At 74.9% G+C, this 14,977-nt stretch carries 14 protein-coding genes; 10 read left to right on the forward strand and 4 right to left on the reverse strand.

Going from position 1 to position 14,977, the window contains the following annotated elements; translation table 11 throughout:
* Window positions 1–21: 21 nt before the first annotated feature.
* Window positions 22–2,085, forward strand: a complete 2,064-nt coding sequence (locus tag ACQP60_RS03760) for an ATP-dependent DNA helicase (protein WP_429728507.1) — start codon at window positions 22–24, stop codon at window positions 2,083–2,085.
* A 9-nt stretch (window positions 2,086–2,094) separates the two neighbouring features.
* A complete protein-coding gene (locus ACQP60_RS03765) occupies window positions 2,095–3,054 on the forward strand; it encodes an L-lactate dehydrogenase (RefSeq protein WP_429728509.1) in 960 nt (319 codons plus the stop codon).
* Between the two features lie 39 nt (window positions 3,055–3,093).
* Here the strand turns inward: ACQP60_RS03765 and lexA are convergent, their stop codons facing one another.
* Window positions 3,094–3,936 (reverse strand): transcriptional repressor LexA, encoded by an 843-nt coding sequence (gene lexA, locus ACQP60_RS03770; protein WP_429728510.1) that lies wholly within the window; start codon window positions 3,934–3,936, stop codon window positions 3,094–3,096.
* 233 nt (window positions 3,937–4,169) lie between these two features.
* Here lexA and ACQP60_RS03775 point away from each other — a divergent pair, with 233 nt between their 5' ends.
* The 3 genes from ACQP60_RS03775 to ACQP60_RS03785 all read left to right on the forward strand — a co-directional run bounded on the left by ACQP60_RS03775 (window position 4,170) and on the right by ACQP60_RS03785 (window position 5,470).
* Window positions 4,170–4,508: a LysM peptidoglycan-binding domain-containing protein gene (locus ACQP60_RS03775; protein WP_429728512.1), complete on the forward strand. Its 339-nt coding sequence runs from the start codon at window positions 4,170–4,172 to the stop codon at window positions 4,506–4,508.
* 148 nt (window positions 4,509–4,656) lie between these two features.
* Window positions 4,657–5,139 (forward strand): transcriptional regulator NrdR, encoded by a 483-nt coding sequence (gene nrdR, locus ACQP60_RS03780; protein ID WP_429728514.1) that lies wholly within the window; start codon window positions 4,657–4,659, stop codon window positions 5,137–5,139.
* A gap of 151 nt (window positions 5,140–5,290) precedes the next feature.
* On the forward strand, window positions 5,291–5,470 hold the full coding sequence (locus ACQP60_RS03785; RefSeq protein WP_429728516.1) for a DUF5302 domain-containing protein: 180 nt from the start codon (window positions 5,291–5,293) through the stop codon (window positions 5,468–5,470).
* Window positions 5,471–5,551: 81 nt separating this feature from the next.
* Here ACQP60_RS03785 and serA read toward each other — a convergent pair whose 3' ends face one another.
* Both serA and ACQP60_RS03795 read right to left on the reverse strand, forming a co-directional pair.
* Window positions 5,552–6,790 carry a phosphoglycerate dehydrogenase gene (gene serA, locus ACQP60_RS03790; RefSeq protein WP_429728518.1) on the reverse strand — a complete coding sequence of 413 codons (1,239 nt, stop codon included), beginning with the start codon at window positions 6,788–6,790 and terminating at the stop codon, window positions 5,552–5,554.
* Between the two features lie 64 nt (window positions 6,791–6,854).
* Window positions 6,855–9,173 carry a HelD family protein gene (locus tag ACQP60_RS03795; RefSeq protein ID WP_429728520.1) on the reverse strand — a complete coding sequence of 773 codons (2,319 nt, stop codon included), beginning with the start codon at window positions 9,171–9,173 and terminating at the stop codon, window positions 6,855–6,857.
* Between the two features lie 169 nt (window positions 9,174–9,342).
* On the opposite strand from ACQP60_RS03795, the gene ACQP60_RS03800 reads away from it, so the two are divergent.
* From ACQP60_RS03800 to ACQP60_RS03820, 5 genes are all read left to right on the forward strand, one after another.
* The gene (locus ACQP60_RS03800; protein ID WP_429728522.1) at window positions 9,343–10,770 is read left to right on the forward strand and encodes a PP2C family protein-serine/threonine phosphatase; all 1,428 of its coding nucleotides are present in this window, start codon (window positions 9,343–9,345) and stop codon (window positions 10,768–10,770) included.
* Entirely contained in the window at window positions 10,767–11,978 is a 1,212-nt protein-coding gene (locus ACQP60_RS03805) for a sensor histidine kinase (protein ID WP_429728523.1), read from the forward strand. Before ACQP60_RS03800 ends, ACQP60_RS03805 begins: the two co-directional genes overlap by 4 nt.
* Window positions 11,979–12,079: 101 nt before the next feature.
* On the forward strand, window positions 12,080–12,520 hold the full coding sequence (locus ACQP60_RS03810) for a response regulator (RefSeq protein WP_429728525.1): 441 nt from the start codon (window positions 12,080–12,082) through the stop codon (window positions 12,518–12,520).
* Window positions 12,521–12,622: 102 nt separating this feature from the next.
* Window positions 12,623–13,561 (forward strand): proteasome assembly chaperone family protein, encoded by a 939-nt coding sequence (locus tag ACQP60_RS03815; RefSeq protein ID WP_429728527.1) that lies wholly within the window; start codon window positions 12,623–12,625, stop codon window positions 13,559–13,561.
* 187 nt (window positions 13,562–13,748) lie between these two features.
* Window positions 13,749–13,952, forward strand: a complete 204-nt coding sequence (locus tag ACQP60_RS03820; protein WP_429728529.1) for a cold-shock protein — start codon at window positions 13,749–13,751, stop codon at window positions 13,950–13,952.
* 85 nt (window positions 13,953–14,037) lie between these two features.
* Here the strand turns inward: ACQP60_RS03820 and ACQP60_RS03825 are convergent, their stop codons facing one another.
* Complete coding sequence (locus ACQP60_RS03825) at window positions 14,038–14,877, reverse strand: spermidine synthase (protein WP_429728531.1); 840 nt, start codon at window positions 14,875–14,877, stop codon at window positions 14,038–14,040.
* Window positions 14,878–14,977: the final 100 nt, after the last annotated feature.

The raw sequence follows: 14,977 nt of genomic DNA on the forward strand, positions 1-14,977 counted from the left end.
GGGTCACCCTAGGATCGACGGGTGACCCCAGCCGACGCGCCCGACGCCCCGCAGCTCCTCGACCTGGCGGTGGGGGCCCTCGGCGGCGGTCGGCGCGAGGGGCAGCGCCGTATGGCCGAGGCGGTGGCCGAGGCCGTCGACGACGGCCGGCACCTCCTGGTGCAGGCGGGCACGGGCACGGGCAAGTCGCTCGCCTATCTCGTCCCGGCCGTGCGGCACGCGGTCGTCGACGGCAAGCGCGTCATCGTCTCCACCGCCACCCTCGCCCTGCAGCGGCAGGTCGTCACGCGCGACCTGCCGCTGGTCGCCGAGACCGTGGGCCCGAAGCTGCCCCGGGCGCCCAAGGTCGCGCTGCTCAAGGGCTGGCACAACTACCTGTGCAAGCACAAGGTGACCGGCGGGTACCCGGTCGAGGGGGCGACGCTCTTCGACCTCCCGGCCGACCCCGGCCCCGGCGAGGGGTCGGGCGCCGAGCAGCACCCGGCGCCCTCCCGGCCGCCCGGGCCCCGGCGGGGCGGGCGGCCCGACGACTCCGCCACGCTCGCCGACCACGTGCGCCGGCTGCACGCCTGGGCGGACGAGACCGACACCGGCGACCGAGACGACCTCGTGCCCGGCGTCCCCGACAAGGCGTGGCGCCAGGTGTCCGTCACCGCGCTGGAGTGCCTGGGGCAGCGGTGCCCGCTCCTCGCGGAGTGCTTCCCCGAGCGGGCACGCGCGGCGGCCCGCGACGCCGACGTCGTCGTCACCAACCATGCGATGCTCGGCATCGCCGTGTCCGGGAGCCCGGGCGTGCTGCCCGAGCACGACGCCGTCGTGGTCGACGAGGCGCACGAGCTCGCCGAGCGGGTCACGGCGGCCGCGACCGTGGACCTGTCGCTGACGGTGGTGGAGCACGCGGCGCGTCTCGCCCGGCGGCACGGCGGCACCGAGACCGAGGCCCTCGACGCCGCCTCGCAACGCCTGGGCAGCCTGCTGGCCACGGCGCCCGCGGAGCGGTTCCCCCTCGGCCTGCCCGATGACCTGCGCGAGGCGGTGGGCGCCGTCCGCGACGCCGCGCGCGAGCTCCTCACGCGGCTCAAGCCCCAGGGCGCAGGCAAGCAGGAGGCCCCGGACGCCGGCATGAAGATGGCGCAGTCCGCCGTCCTGCAGCTCTTCGAGGTCGCCGAGCGGATGGCGGCCGAGGACACGACGGCGGACGTGCTGTGGTGCTCGCGCCCGCCGGAGAACGCGCCGTGGGCGGGCGACGGGGTCACGCGCCTGCACGCCGCGCCGCTGGCGGTGGCGGGGCTGATCCGCACGCACCTGCTGGGCGAGGCGACGGGCGTGTTCACCTCGGCGACCCTCACCCTCGGTGGGACCTTCGACCCGGTCGCCCGCTCGCTGGGGCTCGCGGGCTCGGGGGGATCCGACGGGACGGCGGACTGGACGGGGCTCGACGTGGGCAGCCCGTTCGACTACCCGCGCCAGGGGATCCTGTACGTCGCGCGGCACCTGCCCGCGCCCGGTCGGGAGCCGACGACGGACGCCCAGCTCGACGAGATCGCCGGCCTGATCGAGGCGGCCGGCGGGCGGACCCTCGGGCTGTTCTCGTCCCGTCGGGCCGCGCTGGCCGCGGCCGAGGCGATGCGGGAGCGGCTGGACGTGCCGGTGCTGTGCCAGGGCGACGACCAGCTGCCGACCCTCGTCAAGGCGTTCGCCGACGACCCTGCGACCTGCCTGTTCGGGACGCTCTCCCTGTGGCAGGGCGTCGACGTCCCGGGCCCGAGCTGCCAGCTGGTGCTCGTGGACCGGATCCCGTTCCCGCGTCCCGACGACCCGGTGAAGGCGGCGCGGGCCCGGTCGGTGGAGCAGGCGGGGGGCAACGGGTTCATGCAGGTGTCTGCCACGCACGCCGCGCTGCTGCTGGCGCAGGGGGCGGGCCGGCTCGTGCGCACGGGGGAGGACCGCGGCGTCGTGGCCGTCCTGGATCCCCGACTCGCGACCGCACGCTACGGCTCCTTCCTCACCCGCTCCATGCCCGACTTCTGGCCGACCACGGACGGGGAGCTCGTCCGCGCTGCGCTCCGGCGTCTCGACACCTAGCGTGGGGCCGTGGACGAGACACGCAGGACGACCAAGCTCGCGATCGTCGGAGCCGGCGCGGTGGGCTCCACCCTGGCGTACGCGGCGCTGGCCCGGGGCGCGGCCCGGTCCGTCGCCCTCCTGGACGTCAACCGCGCGAAGGTCGAGGCCGAGGTGCTCGACCTGCGGCACGGGGGCATGTTCATCCCGCAGGCCGAGATCGACGGTTCGGACGACGTGGAGGTCTGCCGCGGCGCCGACATCGTCGCGGTGACGGCCGGGGCCAAGCAGAAGCCCGGGCAGAGCCGCCTCGACCTGGCCGAGGCGACGGTCGGGCTCACGCGGTCGATCCTGCCGGGCCTGCTCGAGGTGGCCCCGGACGCGGTGTACCTCATGGTCACCAACCCGGTCGACGTCGTCACCTACGCCGCGCAGGAGATCAGCGGGCTGCCCCGGGGCCGGGTGTTCGGCAGCGGGACGGTCCTGGACTCGTCGCGACTGCGTGACGCCCTGGCCCGGCACTGCGGGGTGGCGGTGGGCAACGTCCACGCGAACATCGCGGGCGAGCACGGCGACTCCGAGATCGTGCTGTGGAGCTCGGCCACGATCGCCGGCGTCCCCCTCCTGGACTGGCGGCCCTTCCGGGGGCGCCCGCCGCTCGACGAGCCCGCCCGGCAGCGCATCGCGACCGACGTCGTCGAGTCGGCGTACCGCGTCATCGCCGGCAAGGGGGCGACCAACTACGCGGTCGGCCTGGCGGCGACCCGCATCATCGAGGCCGTCCTCAACGACGAGCACCGCGTGATGAACGTGTCCTCGCGTCTCGACGACTTCTACGGCATTAGCGACGTCTGCCTGTCGGTGCCGTCTCTCGTCGACCGTCGAGGCGTGGCGGAGACCATCGACACGCCGCTGTCGGACGACGAGATCGCCGGCCTGCGTGCGTCGGCCGAGAGCATGCGGGCCGTGCAGCGGCGGCTGGGCCTCTGACCGGACCGGCAGGACGGAGCCGGACGGGCCGCGCGCGGCTCAGAGGCTGCGCAGCACCGCCACGACCCTGCCGAGCACCTGCGCCTCGTCGCCCGGGATGGGGGAGTAGGCGGCGTTCTGCGGTAGCAGCCAGGTGTGCCCGTCGGCCTGCTTGAACGTCTTGACGGTCGCCTCGCCGTCGATCATCGCGGCGACGACCTCGCCGTTCTCGGCCACGGGCTGGCTGCGCACGACGACCCAGTCGCCGTCGCAGATGGCGGCGTCGACCATCGAGTCGCCGGCGACCTTGAGCAGGAAGAGGTCGCCGTCGCCGACGACCTGCCGGGGCAGCGGGAAGACGTCCTCGACGACCTGCTCGGCGAGGATGGGCCCGCCGGCGGCGATGCGACCCACCAGCGGGACGTAGGACGGCGCCTGGGCCGGCTCCGCGTCGGACGCGGCGAGCGACCCCGCGACGAATCCGGGCGCGCCGTCGCCGTCGGCGGGGGCGCCGGTCGTGGGAGCCTCGGGGTCGACGACCTCGATGGCGCGCGGGCGGTTGGGGTCGCGGCGGAGGTAGCCCTTGCGCTCGAGCGTGGTGAGCTGGTGCTTGACCGACGACGGGCTTGCCAGGCCGACCGCCTCGCCGATCTCGCGCATGGTGGGCGGGTAGCCGCGCGCCTCGACGGAGCTGCGGATGGTCTCGAGCACGCGCCGCTGGCGGGGCGTGAGACGGTCGGACGACGGCGAGAGCTCGCTCACCGACGCCAGCGCGGTCGTCGAGGTGGCGGCCGTCGTCGGCGTGACCGCGTCCTCCAGGGTCTCCTCGGAGGCCTCCACCTGGGTCGCCCACGTCGTCGCCGTCGTCGTGGACGCCGGGGCCTGGTCCCGTCCGCTCGTCATCGCGTACTCCGTCCTCCAGGGGCGCGGCCCGCGGGCGGGCCGATGAAATCCGACAAACCTTCCATCGCGCTGTCGGCCACTCTAGGCCAGTTCCGGCCCGACATCAAACATCTGTTCGATCAGGCCTCGACCGTGTCGCCTCGACGTGGTACACCTAGTACAGCAGTTCGACGTACAGGTGTTCGACGAACGAGTGTTCGACGGGCGGCACCACGTGGACCGGAGGCAGGACGATGCAGAACGCGCGCAGCACCAGCGACGCTCACGGGTTCCTCGGGCTCGGGGGGCTCCGGCTCACCCGCAGGGGCCGGGTGGTGGTCACCGCGCTCGTGCTCCTGGTGCTCGTGGGCGCAGGGCTGGTCGGCCAGCGCGCCGTGGCGGAGTCGCCGGGCGCCGGCGTCGAGGTGCGGCTCCAGACGGTCGCGCCCGGCGACACCCTGTGGCAGTACGCGCGACAGGTGCGGGACACGGGCGAGGACCTGCGCGACGTCGTCGCCGAGCTCCGCGACCTCAACGGTCTGACGTCGGCGGAGCTCCAGGCCGGGCAGGTGGTCGTCCTCCCGCTCGACTGAGGCGGCACCGACGGTCGGGCCCGCGCCTGGGCCAACGCTGGATCCACGGCACGCCGCCGCGGGGATCCTGCTTGCGCGGACGGTCGCCCGCCGCTTACCTTGTCGGGCAGCCGGGCGCCGGTCCGGAGCCGAGCGCAGGAGACCAGCGATGCACTGCCCGTTCTGCCGCCATGCGGACTCACGAGTCGTCGACTCGCGCACCTCCGACGACGGCGCGTCCATCCGTCGCCGGCGTCAGTGCCCCGCGTGTCAGCGCCGCTTCACGACGATCGAGACGGCCAGCCTGTCGGTGGCCAAGCGCTCCGGGGTGACCGAGCCGTTCAGCCGGGACAAGGTCGTGGCCGGCGTGCGCAAGGCGTGCCAGGGCCGGCCGGTGAGCTCGGACGACCTCGCCGTCCTCGCCCAGAAGGTCGAGGAGACGCTGCGGGCGTCCGGCCGGCCGGAGATCGAGGCGAACGAGGTCGGCCTCGCGATCCTCGGGCCGCTGCGCGAGCTGGACGAGGTCGCCTACCTGCGCTTCGCCAGCGTCTACCAGTCGTTCGAGTCCCTCGAGGACTTCGAGTCGGCGATCACCTCGCTGCGGGCCGAGCGCGACGAGCGCGCCACCGCCGGGCGCGGGACGACCGCCTGAGCCGGTCGCCGGGCCGGCTCGGGCCGAGGCGCCCGGTCCGGGCGAAATGCCCTGGCGGGGCGTGCCGGAGCGCGGCATGCTGGTCGGCACCAGGTGCCGTGCGGCTCGCCGCACGAGCACATCCACCCCGACGGACGACGAGGTGACCGCGATGACGGACGACTCCAGGGCGAAGCCCACCGAGGACACGAAGGCGCGCTTCCGGGAGGCGCTGGAGAAGAAGAACGCCGCCAGCCACCCGACCGCCGGCAAGGACGGCAACACCGGCCAGGTGCACGGCTCGGAGACGACCGGTCCGGTGCAGAAGATGTTCCGCCGCAAGTCGGGCTGAGGCTCGACCCACGCGTGAAAGGGCGGCCCCGGGAAACCGGGGCCGCCCTTTCACGCGTCGGCGGGGCGCCGCCGCGGTGCGTCAGCCGGCGGCGGGCCCGGGCGGGAACTCCGGCCGCTCGAACGCGTCGCGGATGCGCAGGCGGATCGTCGAGTCCATGGCCTGCAGCTTGGCCGACGCGCCCCGATGGGTGACGTCCGAGATGTCGGTCACCACGTAGCCGATCTCGCCGCGCGTGGCGAGCATCTGCGCCTCGATGTTCGCACCGTGGTCGGCGAAGACCTGGTTCACGCGCGCGAGCACCCCAGGCACGTTGCGGTGCAGCAGCATGATGCGCCCGACGCCCGTGTGCGCGAGCTGGAGGTTCGGGAGGTTCACGGACAGGGTCGTGGATCCCGTCGCGACGAAGTCCCGCAGCTTCTTGGACACGAACTCGCCGATCGCCTCCTGGGCCTCCTCCGTCGAGCCGCCGACGTGCGGGGTGAGGATGACGTTCGGCAGGCCGCGCAGCGGCGACGTGAAGCCATCGCCGCGCTTCTTGGGCTCGGTGGGGAAGACGTCGACGGCCGCGCCGCCGAGGTGGCCGGACAGGATGTGCTCGCGGAGGGCCTCGACGTCCACGACGAACCCGCGCGAGAGGTTGAGGAAGATCGCCCCCGGCTTCATGCCGGCGAACAGCTCGGCGCCGAACAGGCCGGCGTTGCCCGGCCGCCCGTCCACGTGGATCGTCACGGCGTCGGCCTCGGCGAGCAGCTCCTCGATCGTCTCGACGCGGTGCGCGTTGCCGAGGGCGAGCTTCTCGGCGGTGTCGTAGAAGACGACGCGCATGCCGAGGTTCTCGGCGAGCACCGACAGCTGGGAGCCGATGTTCCCGTAGCCGATGATGCCCAGCGTGCGGCCCCGCACCTCGTGCGAGCCCTCCGCGGTCTTGTCCCAGACGCCGTCGTGCAGCGCCTTGTCGCGCACCGTGAGGCGGCGGGTCAGCGCGATGATCTCCGAGATCGCGAGCTCGACGACGGAGCGCGTGTTCGAGTACGGCGCGTTGAACACGGCGACGCCGTGCGCGGCGGCCGCGTCGAGGTCGATCTGGTTGGTGCCGATGGAGAAGGTGCCGACGGCCTGCAGGCCGGGCACGCTCTCCAGCACCTTGCGGGTCACGGTGGTCTTGGACCGGATGCCGAGGATCTGGAAGTCCGCGAGGGACTCGATCAGCTCGGACTCGTCGAGCGCGCCGGGGCGCGTGACGACCTCGATGCCCGCATCACGAAGATTCTGGGCAGCGACGGGGTGGACGTTCTCGAGAAGGAGGGCTCGCAGCACGAGGACATGGTGCGCCGTGCGGGCCCGCGCCCACAAACGCGTCTCACCGATCCGGCGCCGCGCGTCACGCCGCGGCGAGCCCCACGATGCCGGCGGGCAGGGCGCGCTCGTGCACGACGACGAGCCGCTGGGTGGGTCGGGTCATCGCGACGTACAGGTCGGACGCCCCGCCCGGGCCCGCGGTGACGGCCTCCGGCTCGACGAGCACGACGGCGTCGAACTCCAGCCCCTTGGCCGCGCGAGGGTCGAGCACGCTCACCTGGGCGTCCTCCGGGCGCTGCGCGAGCAGCCGGGCCCCTTCCTCGGCCCCGAGAGCGTCCGGCAGCACCGCCTCGACGGCGGCGCGGAGCTCCTCGACCTGCTCGGCCGCCGCCACCACGGCCACGCGGCCCGCGCCGTCGGCGCCGACGAACTCGCCGGCGAGGGCGACCACGTGGCCCACGGCCTCCTGGACCAGCGCGGGGCGCGCCGGCCCCGACGGGGTGACCCGCGTGAGCTCCAGGGCGCCGTCGACCTGTCGCGCGGCGGTGAGCGGCGAGACCGGGAGCGCGGCCTCGGCCGCCATCCGCTGCGCCGCGTCCGCGACCGCGGCCGGGGTGCGGTAGGAGACGGTGAGCTCCTCGAGGCGCCACGAGTCGCCGAGCACCGGGTCGAGCGCGCGGGCCCACGACCGGGCACCCGCGGGCGACGACGTCTGCGCGACGTCGCCGACGATCGTCATGGAGCGCGTGGGCACGCGGCGGACCAGCATCCGCCACGCCATGGGGGAGAGCTCCTGCGCCTCGTCGACGACCACGTGGCCGTACGTCCAGGTGCGGTCCTCCGCGGCGCGCTCCGCCGTCGTCAGCCGCGGGCCCGTGGACTCGAACCGGGAGGCCAGCGTCTCGGCGTCCACGAGCCCGCCGCCGGCGCCGGTGGACTCGAGCACGGACCTGGCGTACTCCAGCTCGGCGGCGCGCTCGGCGGCACGCGCCCGGGCCTCGGCCCGGGCGATGGAGCCGTCCTCGCCGAGCAGCTCGGCGGCCTCGTCGAGGAGGGGGACGTCGGCCTCGGTCCAGGGCGCGCCGGGGTCGCGGCGGAGCGCCGCGCGCTCGCTCGCGGACAGCTCGGGCGCCGCCTCCGCGAGCCGGTGCGGCTTGGCGAAGAGGTCGGCGACGAGCTTCTCGGGCGTGATCGGGAACCAGGCGAGGTTGAGCGCGACCCGGACGTCCCGGTGCGAGCGCAGGTCCTCGGTGACCATCGCCACGTCCTCGGGCGCGAGCTCGGTGTCGGCCGCGGTCCGGTACTGGTCCACGAGGCGCCCGAGCATGTCGCGGACGAACGCCGCGCGGGCCTCGTTGTGCGGCTTGTGGGTCCGTCGCGCGCGGCCGATCGCGTCGCGCACGTCCCGGCGGCGCACGACGAGGTCGTACCCCTCGAGCCGGAACCGGACGTCCCGCTCGGGCACCCGCTCGCGGGCGCGCACGGCGCGGCGCACGACGTCGCGCCACAGCAGGCGGCCCTTGATCTCGGTGGCGGCGGGGGTGTCGGCGACGTCGGCCCGGACGCCGGGCAGCAGCTCGCCGACCGTGGTCGCGACGACGCCGGTCTCGCCGAGGGAGGGCAGCACCTGGTCGATGTAGCGCAGGAACGCGCGGCTCGGGCCCACCAGGAGGACGCCGCTGCGCTCGAGCACGCGCCGGTGGGCGTAGAGGAGGTAGGCGGCGCGGTGCAGCGCGACCGCGGTCTTGCCGGTCCCGGGGCCGCCCTGCACGACGAGCGCGCCGGCGAGGTCGGCGCGGATGATGCGGTCCTGCTCGGACTGGATCGTCGCGACGATGTCGGTCATGCGGCCCGTGCGGCGGGCGGCCAGCGAGGCGAGGAGCGCTCCCTCGCCGGAGAGGGTCGACGCCGCCAGCGAGCCGGCGTCGCCGTCGGCCCCGTCCGCGCCGTCGGCCAGGGCGTCGAGGTCGAGCACCTCGTCCTCGAGCCCGGTGACCGTGCGCCCGGTGGTCACGAGGTGCCGGCGCCGGCGGACGCCGGCCGGGTGCAGGGCCGTCGCCCGGTAGAAGGGCGTCGCGGCGGGCGCCCGCCAGTCCGTGAGCAGCGACCGGTGCTCGGCGTCGGCGAGCCCGAGGCGGCCCACGTACCGGGTGTCGCCGTCGTCGAGGTCGAGGCGACCGAAGGCGAGCCGGTCCTCGACGGCGTCCAGCTGCGCCACCCGGTCCTCGTAGAGGGTGGCGAACGCGTCCCGCTCGCTGCGGTTCTGCGGCGAGCCCGACGGCCCGGACCGACGGACCTCCGCGAGCCGGTCGCGCGTCGCGCTCCGCAGCTCGTCCAGTCGGGCGTAGAGGCCGTCGACGACCCCCTGCTCGCGTGCCAGCTCGTCCTGCCTGCCTGCCACGCATCCTCCCCAGCGTCCTTCGGGCCACGCTCTCACGGCGGCGCGGCCCTGGCGGCGGACCATCATTGCAGATGCCGGGAGCGCCCGGGGCACCGCGCGGCGGCGGGCCGCGACGCGCCGGGCTCCCGGGACCTGCCCGCAGCGGAGGGCCGGGGCTAGGATCAGGCCCATGAGCAGCGGCGACGTCCTGCGAGCCGGGTCCGGCGGACCCGTCGAGGACGCGACCGCCACCGTCCTCCTCGTCGAGGACGACGACGGGGACGCGCTGCTCGTCACCGAGCTGCTCGAGGACGCCGAGGTCACGGTCGTGCTGCGGCGGGCCCGCTCCGTGGCGGAGGCCGTCGACGCGCTCTCCCGGCCGGGCGGCGCCCCGGGGGTCGACTGCGTCCTGCTCGACCTCGGGCTCCCGGACGCGGTGGGGCTGACGGCGGTGTCGCGGCTGCGCGAGGTCGCCGAGCGCGTGCACGACGTGCCAGCCCTCGTGGTGCTCACGGGCCTGACCGGCGGCGACCAGGGGCTCCAGGCCGTGGCCGCGGGGGCCGACGACTACCTCGTCAAGGGCGAGACGGACTCAGGGCTCCTCGGCCGGTCCCTGCGCTACGCGCTCCAGCGGCGCCGGTCCGCCGCCCAGCAGCGGGCGCTGTACCGCAGCGCGGTGCGCGCGGAGGAGACCGCGCGGCTCGAGCGTGCGCTGCTCCCCAACCCCCTCGTGGGCGACGACCGCATCTCCGTGATGGTCGGCTACCTGCCGGGTGGCGGGGGGCTGCTCGGCGGCGACTTCTTCGACACGGTGGAGCGGCCCGACGGGTCCGTGCTGTCCGTCGTGGGCGACGTCGCCGGCCACGGCCCCGACGAGGCGGCGCTCGGCGCGACGCTGCGCACGGCCTGGCGCACCCTCGTCCTCACCGGGACGCCGCCGGAGCGCATCCTGGAGCAGCTGGAGCGGGTGCTGCTGACGGAGCGGGCGCGGCCGGAGGTGTTCGTCACGCTGTGCCAGGTGGTGGTCGCCCCCGACCGTGCGCGCGTCGACCTCTACCTGGCGGGCCACCTGCCTCCGCTGCTGATCACCGGCCCGGTGGGCGACGTGCGCTGCGACCTGCTGGCGCCCACCGGGCGTGGCCGCGCGCTCGGCGTCCCCGTCGACGGCGGGTGGGAGCCGCGGCGGATCGACCTCGACGGCCCCTTCGCGCTGATGCTCTACACCGACGGGCTCGTCGAGGCGGAGGTGCGCCCGGCCGCGCCGGTCCTCGGCCCCGCGACGGTCCCCCCGACCGAGCCGGAGCTGGACGGGCTGGGCCGGGACGCCCTCGGGCTCGTCGCGCTGCACGGCGAGCGGCCCGCGCGCGTGGGCCCGCTGCGTCGCCGGGTGCCGCGCCTGGGGCAGTCCGGGCTGCACGACCTGGTGCGCGAGGACCTCGAGCGGCACGGGATCGTCGGGGTGGTCGAGCGGGTGCTGCGCCGCGTGCGGGCGCTCCACGGCGGCCCGCTCACCGACGACGCGGCGCTGCTCGTCGTCGGCTGGACCGGGCACGACACGCCGTACCTCGGGGAGCGGTCCTCGACCCTCGCCGACTCGGCCGAGTGGGCGCGCCCGTGAGGCGCGAGCGCCCGCTGCACGACGTCGTCCTGCGGCTGCTGCTCATCGTCGGCGCGGTGCTCCTGCTCGCGCTCGCCGTCGCGCTGGTCGCGATCCAGCGCTCGCTGGTCCTGCTGCGGGTCGGCGCGGGCGACGAGGCCATGGACGCCGCCCACGCGTGGAACCTCACCCTGCTGGTCGTGGTGATCGTCCTCGTCCTGCTCGTGGTGGTCATGGGCCTGTTCATGTGGCGCGCCCTGCAGCGCGGCGTGACCCGGCCCCTGGCCCGGCTCGCGGACTCGGTGCGCGCGGCCAGCACCGGCGAGCACGAGCACGAGATCCGGGTCGAGGGCACGGGCGAGGTCGCGGCGCTCGCGGCCGACGTCGAGCACATGCGGCGCGAGCTCGTGCAGCAGATCGGCGAGGTGCGCGCCTCGCACGCCGAGACCGAGCGCACCCACGCCCAGCTCGCCGAGCAGGCGCGTGAGCTGGCCCGCTCCAACCAGGAGCTGGAGCGCTCGAACCGCGACCTCGAGCAGTTCGCCTACGTGGCCTCGCACGACCTGCAGGAGCCGCTGCGCAAGGTGGCGAGCTTCACCCAGCTGCTGCAGAAGCGCTACGGCGAGCAGCTCGACGAGAGGGCCGACCAGTACATCGGCTTCGCCGTCGACGGCGCGCGCCGCATGCAGCGGCTGATCCAGGACCTGCTGAGCTTCTCGCGGGTGGGACGGTCGGGGAGCGAGCCCGAGGACGTCGACCTCGAGCGCGCCCTCGAGCAGGTGCGGCACGACCAGGAGGGTCGGATCGTCGAGGCGGGGGCGGAGATCACGCACGACCCGCTGCCCGTCGTCCGGGGCGAGAAGGCCCTGCTGACGATGCTGCTGGCGAACGTGGTGGGGAACGCCGTGAAGTTCCGCGACCCGTCCCGCCCGCCCCGCGTGCACCTGTCGGCCCGCCGGGTCTCGGCGCCGGAGCCCGGCTGGGAGCTGTCCTGCACCGACAACGGGATCGGCATCGACCCGCAGTACGCCGAGCGCGTCTTCGTCATCTTCCAGCGGCTGCACCCGAAGGACGTCTACTCGGGCACCGGGATCGGGCTCGCCCTGGTCAAGCGCGTGGTCGAGCACCACGGCGGACGGGTGTGGCTGGAGCCGGCGGCGAGCGGCGGGACGTCGGTCCGCTGGACCCTGCCCGACCGCGACGAGGCGACGGACCGCATCGTCGGTTAGGCTCGGTGCACGTCGCTGACCTGCGACGATGCCCCCACGGGGCTGCACTGGGAACGGCAGGGGTGCGCCCCGACCGGGCGTTCGACGACGAGGGAGCGGGTATGACGGACCACCAGGCGGGTATCGAGGTCCTCCTCGTCGAGGACGACCCGGGCGACGTGCTCATGACCCGCGAGGCGTTCGAGGAGCACAAGGTCGCCAACCGGCTGTCCGTCGTGGCGGACGGCGTGAGCGCCATGGCCTTCCTGCGCAAGGAGGGCGAGCACGCCCAGGCGCCGACGCCGGACCTCATCCTGCTGGACCTCAACCTGCCGCGCATGGACGGCCGCGAGGTGCTGGCCGCCGTCAAGGCCGACGAGCGCCTCAAGCACATCCCCGTGGTCGTGCTCACGACGTCCGAGGCGGAGGAGGACGTGCTGCGGTCCTATTCGCTGCACGCGAACGCGTACGTGACGAAGCCCGTGGACTTCGACCGGTTCATCCAGGTGGTCCGCCAGATCGACGACTTCTTCGTCACCGTGGTGCGGCTGCCGCACCGCTGAGCGTGGCGGGCGCGGGGCGGGAAGGATCCGGGGCGCGGCACGGTTGTCACTCCTGCGGGCGCGAGCCCGTCGGCACGAGCCGGTGAACCGAGGAGGAGACCCTTGCTGGACCCGCAGAGCATCTACGAGGTCGACGAGGCCGCCGTCGAGCGCGTGCTGCCCCACCACGGGCCGGACGCGCCCTCGGCCGGGACCGGGCCCGTGCTGCTGCACGCCCTCGACGGGTTCGTCGACGCGGGCTCCGCGGGGGAGATCGCCGTGGAGCACGTCACCGAGGAGCTGGCCACGACGCGCCTGGTGACCTTCGACGTCGACCAGCTCCTCGACTACCGCTCGAAGCGCGTCGGGATGACGTTCGACGCCGACCGGTGGTCCGCCTACGACGAGCCCTACCTCGCGATCGACCACGTCGCCGACCGCGAGGGCACCGGCTTCCTGCTGCTGCACGGCTCGGAGCCCGATCTCCAGTGGGAGCGGGTGGTGGCGGCCGTGAAGGGTCTGGTCGAGCGGTTCGAGGTCTCCCTCACGGTCGGCTTCCACGGGATCCCCATGGGGGTGCCGCACACGCGTCCGCTGTCGCTCACCGCGCACGGCACGCGCCCGGGTCTGGTGGACGACTACACGTCGTTCTTCGGCACGGTGCGGGTGCCCGGCTCGCTCGCCGCGCTCCTGGAGTACCGGCTCGGCGAGGCGGGGCACGACGCGATCGGCTTCACGGTGCACGTGCCGCACTACCTCGCGCAGGCCCGCTACGCGCCGGCGGCGGTCGTCGCCCTGCGGCACGTGGAGCGTGCCACGGGGCTGGACCTCGCGACGGGGCTGCTCTCGGAGGCGGCGGCGGACGCGACCATCGAGGTCGAGAAGCAGGTGGGGGAGTCGGGCGAGGTGAAGGCCGTCGTCAAGGCCCTCGAGGAGCAGTACGACGCCTTCACGCGGTCGGTCGGCCGGCCGAGCCTCCTCGCCGAGCAGGCGCCCCTGCCGACGGCCGACGAGCTCGGCGCCGAGTTCGAGCGCTTCCTGGCCCAGCAGGACGACGACTGACCGGAGCGTCGCCCCGAATGGTCGATGCGCGGCTTCCGCGGCATATCCGTGGCACGGCGGTGTGGTCCGTGCCACACTGACCGCGTTGCAGAGGCGCTCCTTCGCACGAACCGGCGGTGCGGCCTGCAGCGACGGGTGGCCGCCCGGCCCGCTCGTGCCCGTTGTGACGGAAGGTCGAAGGATCAGCATGGCGCAAGGTTCTGTGAAGTGGTTCAACTCGGAGAAGGGCTACGGCTTCATCGCGCAGGACGACGGCGGGGCCGACGTCTTCGTGCACTACTCCGCGATCCAGACGCAGGGATACCGCACCCTCGACGAGGCCCAGCGGGTCGAGTTCGAGATCACCCAGGGCCCCAAGGGCCCGCAGGCGGAGCAGGTCGTGCCGCTCTGAGCACCCGGCTCTCCTGACGACGGCCGCGTCCCCGGCGGGGGCGCGGCCGTCGCCGTGCCGGGCGCGGGCCGGCGCGCCGTCCGGGTCAGGCCCCCGCGAAGCGGGCCAGCTCGTCCCCGACCAGGAGGCGCGCCGGGACCGGGAGGCTGCGCAGCCGTCGGGCGAGCCCGGCGTCGTGCAGGTCGAGCCCGGGCAGGCCGTCCTCGGTGCTGTCGTGCTCGGTGCTGTCGTGCTCGGGGCCGTCGTCCTCGGGCACGTCCCGGACGGCGACGAGCACCACGTTGCCGTACCGGCGGCCCTTGAGGACGGCATGCTCGGCGATCACCCCGAGGCGGCCGTCGGCAGCCGCACCCGGCGCGAACGCGGCGGCGAGCGTCGCCGTCTCCCGCCGCGCGAGGGACAGCGGCGGGCGGTCCGCGCAGTTGGCGAGCAGGACGCCGCCGGGCCGCAGCGCCCGGTACGCTGCCGTGGCGAACGCGTCGTCGGTCAGGTGGTCGGGCGTGCGGTCGCCGGCGAAGACGTCGCGGACGACGACGTCGAAGGAGCCGGGGGCGAGCGACGCGAGGGCGCGGCCGGCGTCGTCGGCGCGCAGCCGCAGGCGCGGCGAGCGCGGGAGCCCGAACCAGGCCCGCACGAGCTCCAGCAGCCGTGCGTCCACGTCCACGCCCAGCTGCCGCGAGTCGGGGCGCTCGTGCTCGACGTGCCGCGCGAGGGCGCACCCCGCCGCCCCGAGGTGCAGCACCCGCAGCGGGCCGTCGGGCAGGCCGGCCAGCACCGCGGCCATCTGCTGCATGTACTCGAACGCGAGGAAGCCGGGGTCCGTGAGGTCCAGGGCGGAGCTCGGCACGCCGTTGACGTGCAGCGTCACCCGGTCGGGGTGGTCCGGGTCGCGCTCGACGCGCGCCGTGCCCGTGTCGATCGGCACCTCCTCGTCGGGGAGTGTCGGTGCGTCGGTGGATGCTGGGTGGCGTCGACCGGACCGGCGCTCGGGGCGCGATCCGCCTCGGGAGGAGCGGGACATGCGA

Origin of the sequence: Isoptericola variabilis (genome assembly GCF_050311655.1) — a bacterium.
In the GTDB taxonomy this organism is placed as follows: Bacteria; Actinomycetota; Actinomycetes; order Actinomycetales; family Cellulomonadaceae; genus Isoptericola; species Isoptericola variabilis.

What these genes read in the sequence shown, in the direction of transcription:
- ACQP60_RS03775 (WP_429728512.1), top strand. Translation starts at nt 4,170, where the DNA reads ATGCAGAACGCGCGCAGCACCAGCGACGCTCACGGGTTCCTCGGGCTC.
- lexA (WP_429728510.1), bottom strand. Translation starts at nt 3,936, where the DNA reads ATGACGAGCGGACGGGACCAGGCCCCGGCGTCCACGACGACGGCGACG.
- ACQP60_RS03810 (WP_429728525.1), top strand. Translation starts at nt 12,080, where the DNA reads ATGACGGACCACCAGGCGGGTATCGAGGTCCTCCTCGTCGAGGACGAC.
- ACQP60_RS03820 (WP_429728529.1), top strand. Translation starts at nt 13,749, where the DNA reads ATGGCGCAAGGTTCTGTGAAGTGGTTCAACTCGGAGAAGGGCTACGGC.
- ACQP60_RS03785 (WP_429728516.1), top strand. Translation starts at nt 5,291, where the DNA reads ATGACGGACGACTCCAGGGCGAAGCCCACCGAGGACACGAAGGCGCGC.
- nrdR (WP_429728514.1), top strand. Translation starts at nt 4,657, where the DNA reads ATGCACTGCCCGTTCTGCCGCCATGCGGACTCACGAGTCGTCGACTCG.
- ACQP60_RS03800 (WP_429728522.1), top strand. Translation starts at nt 9,343, where the DNA reads ATGAGCAGCGGCGACGTCCTGCGAGCCGGGTCCGGCGGACCCGTCGAG.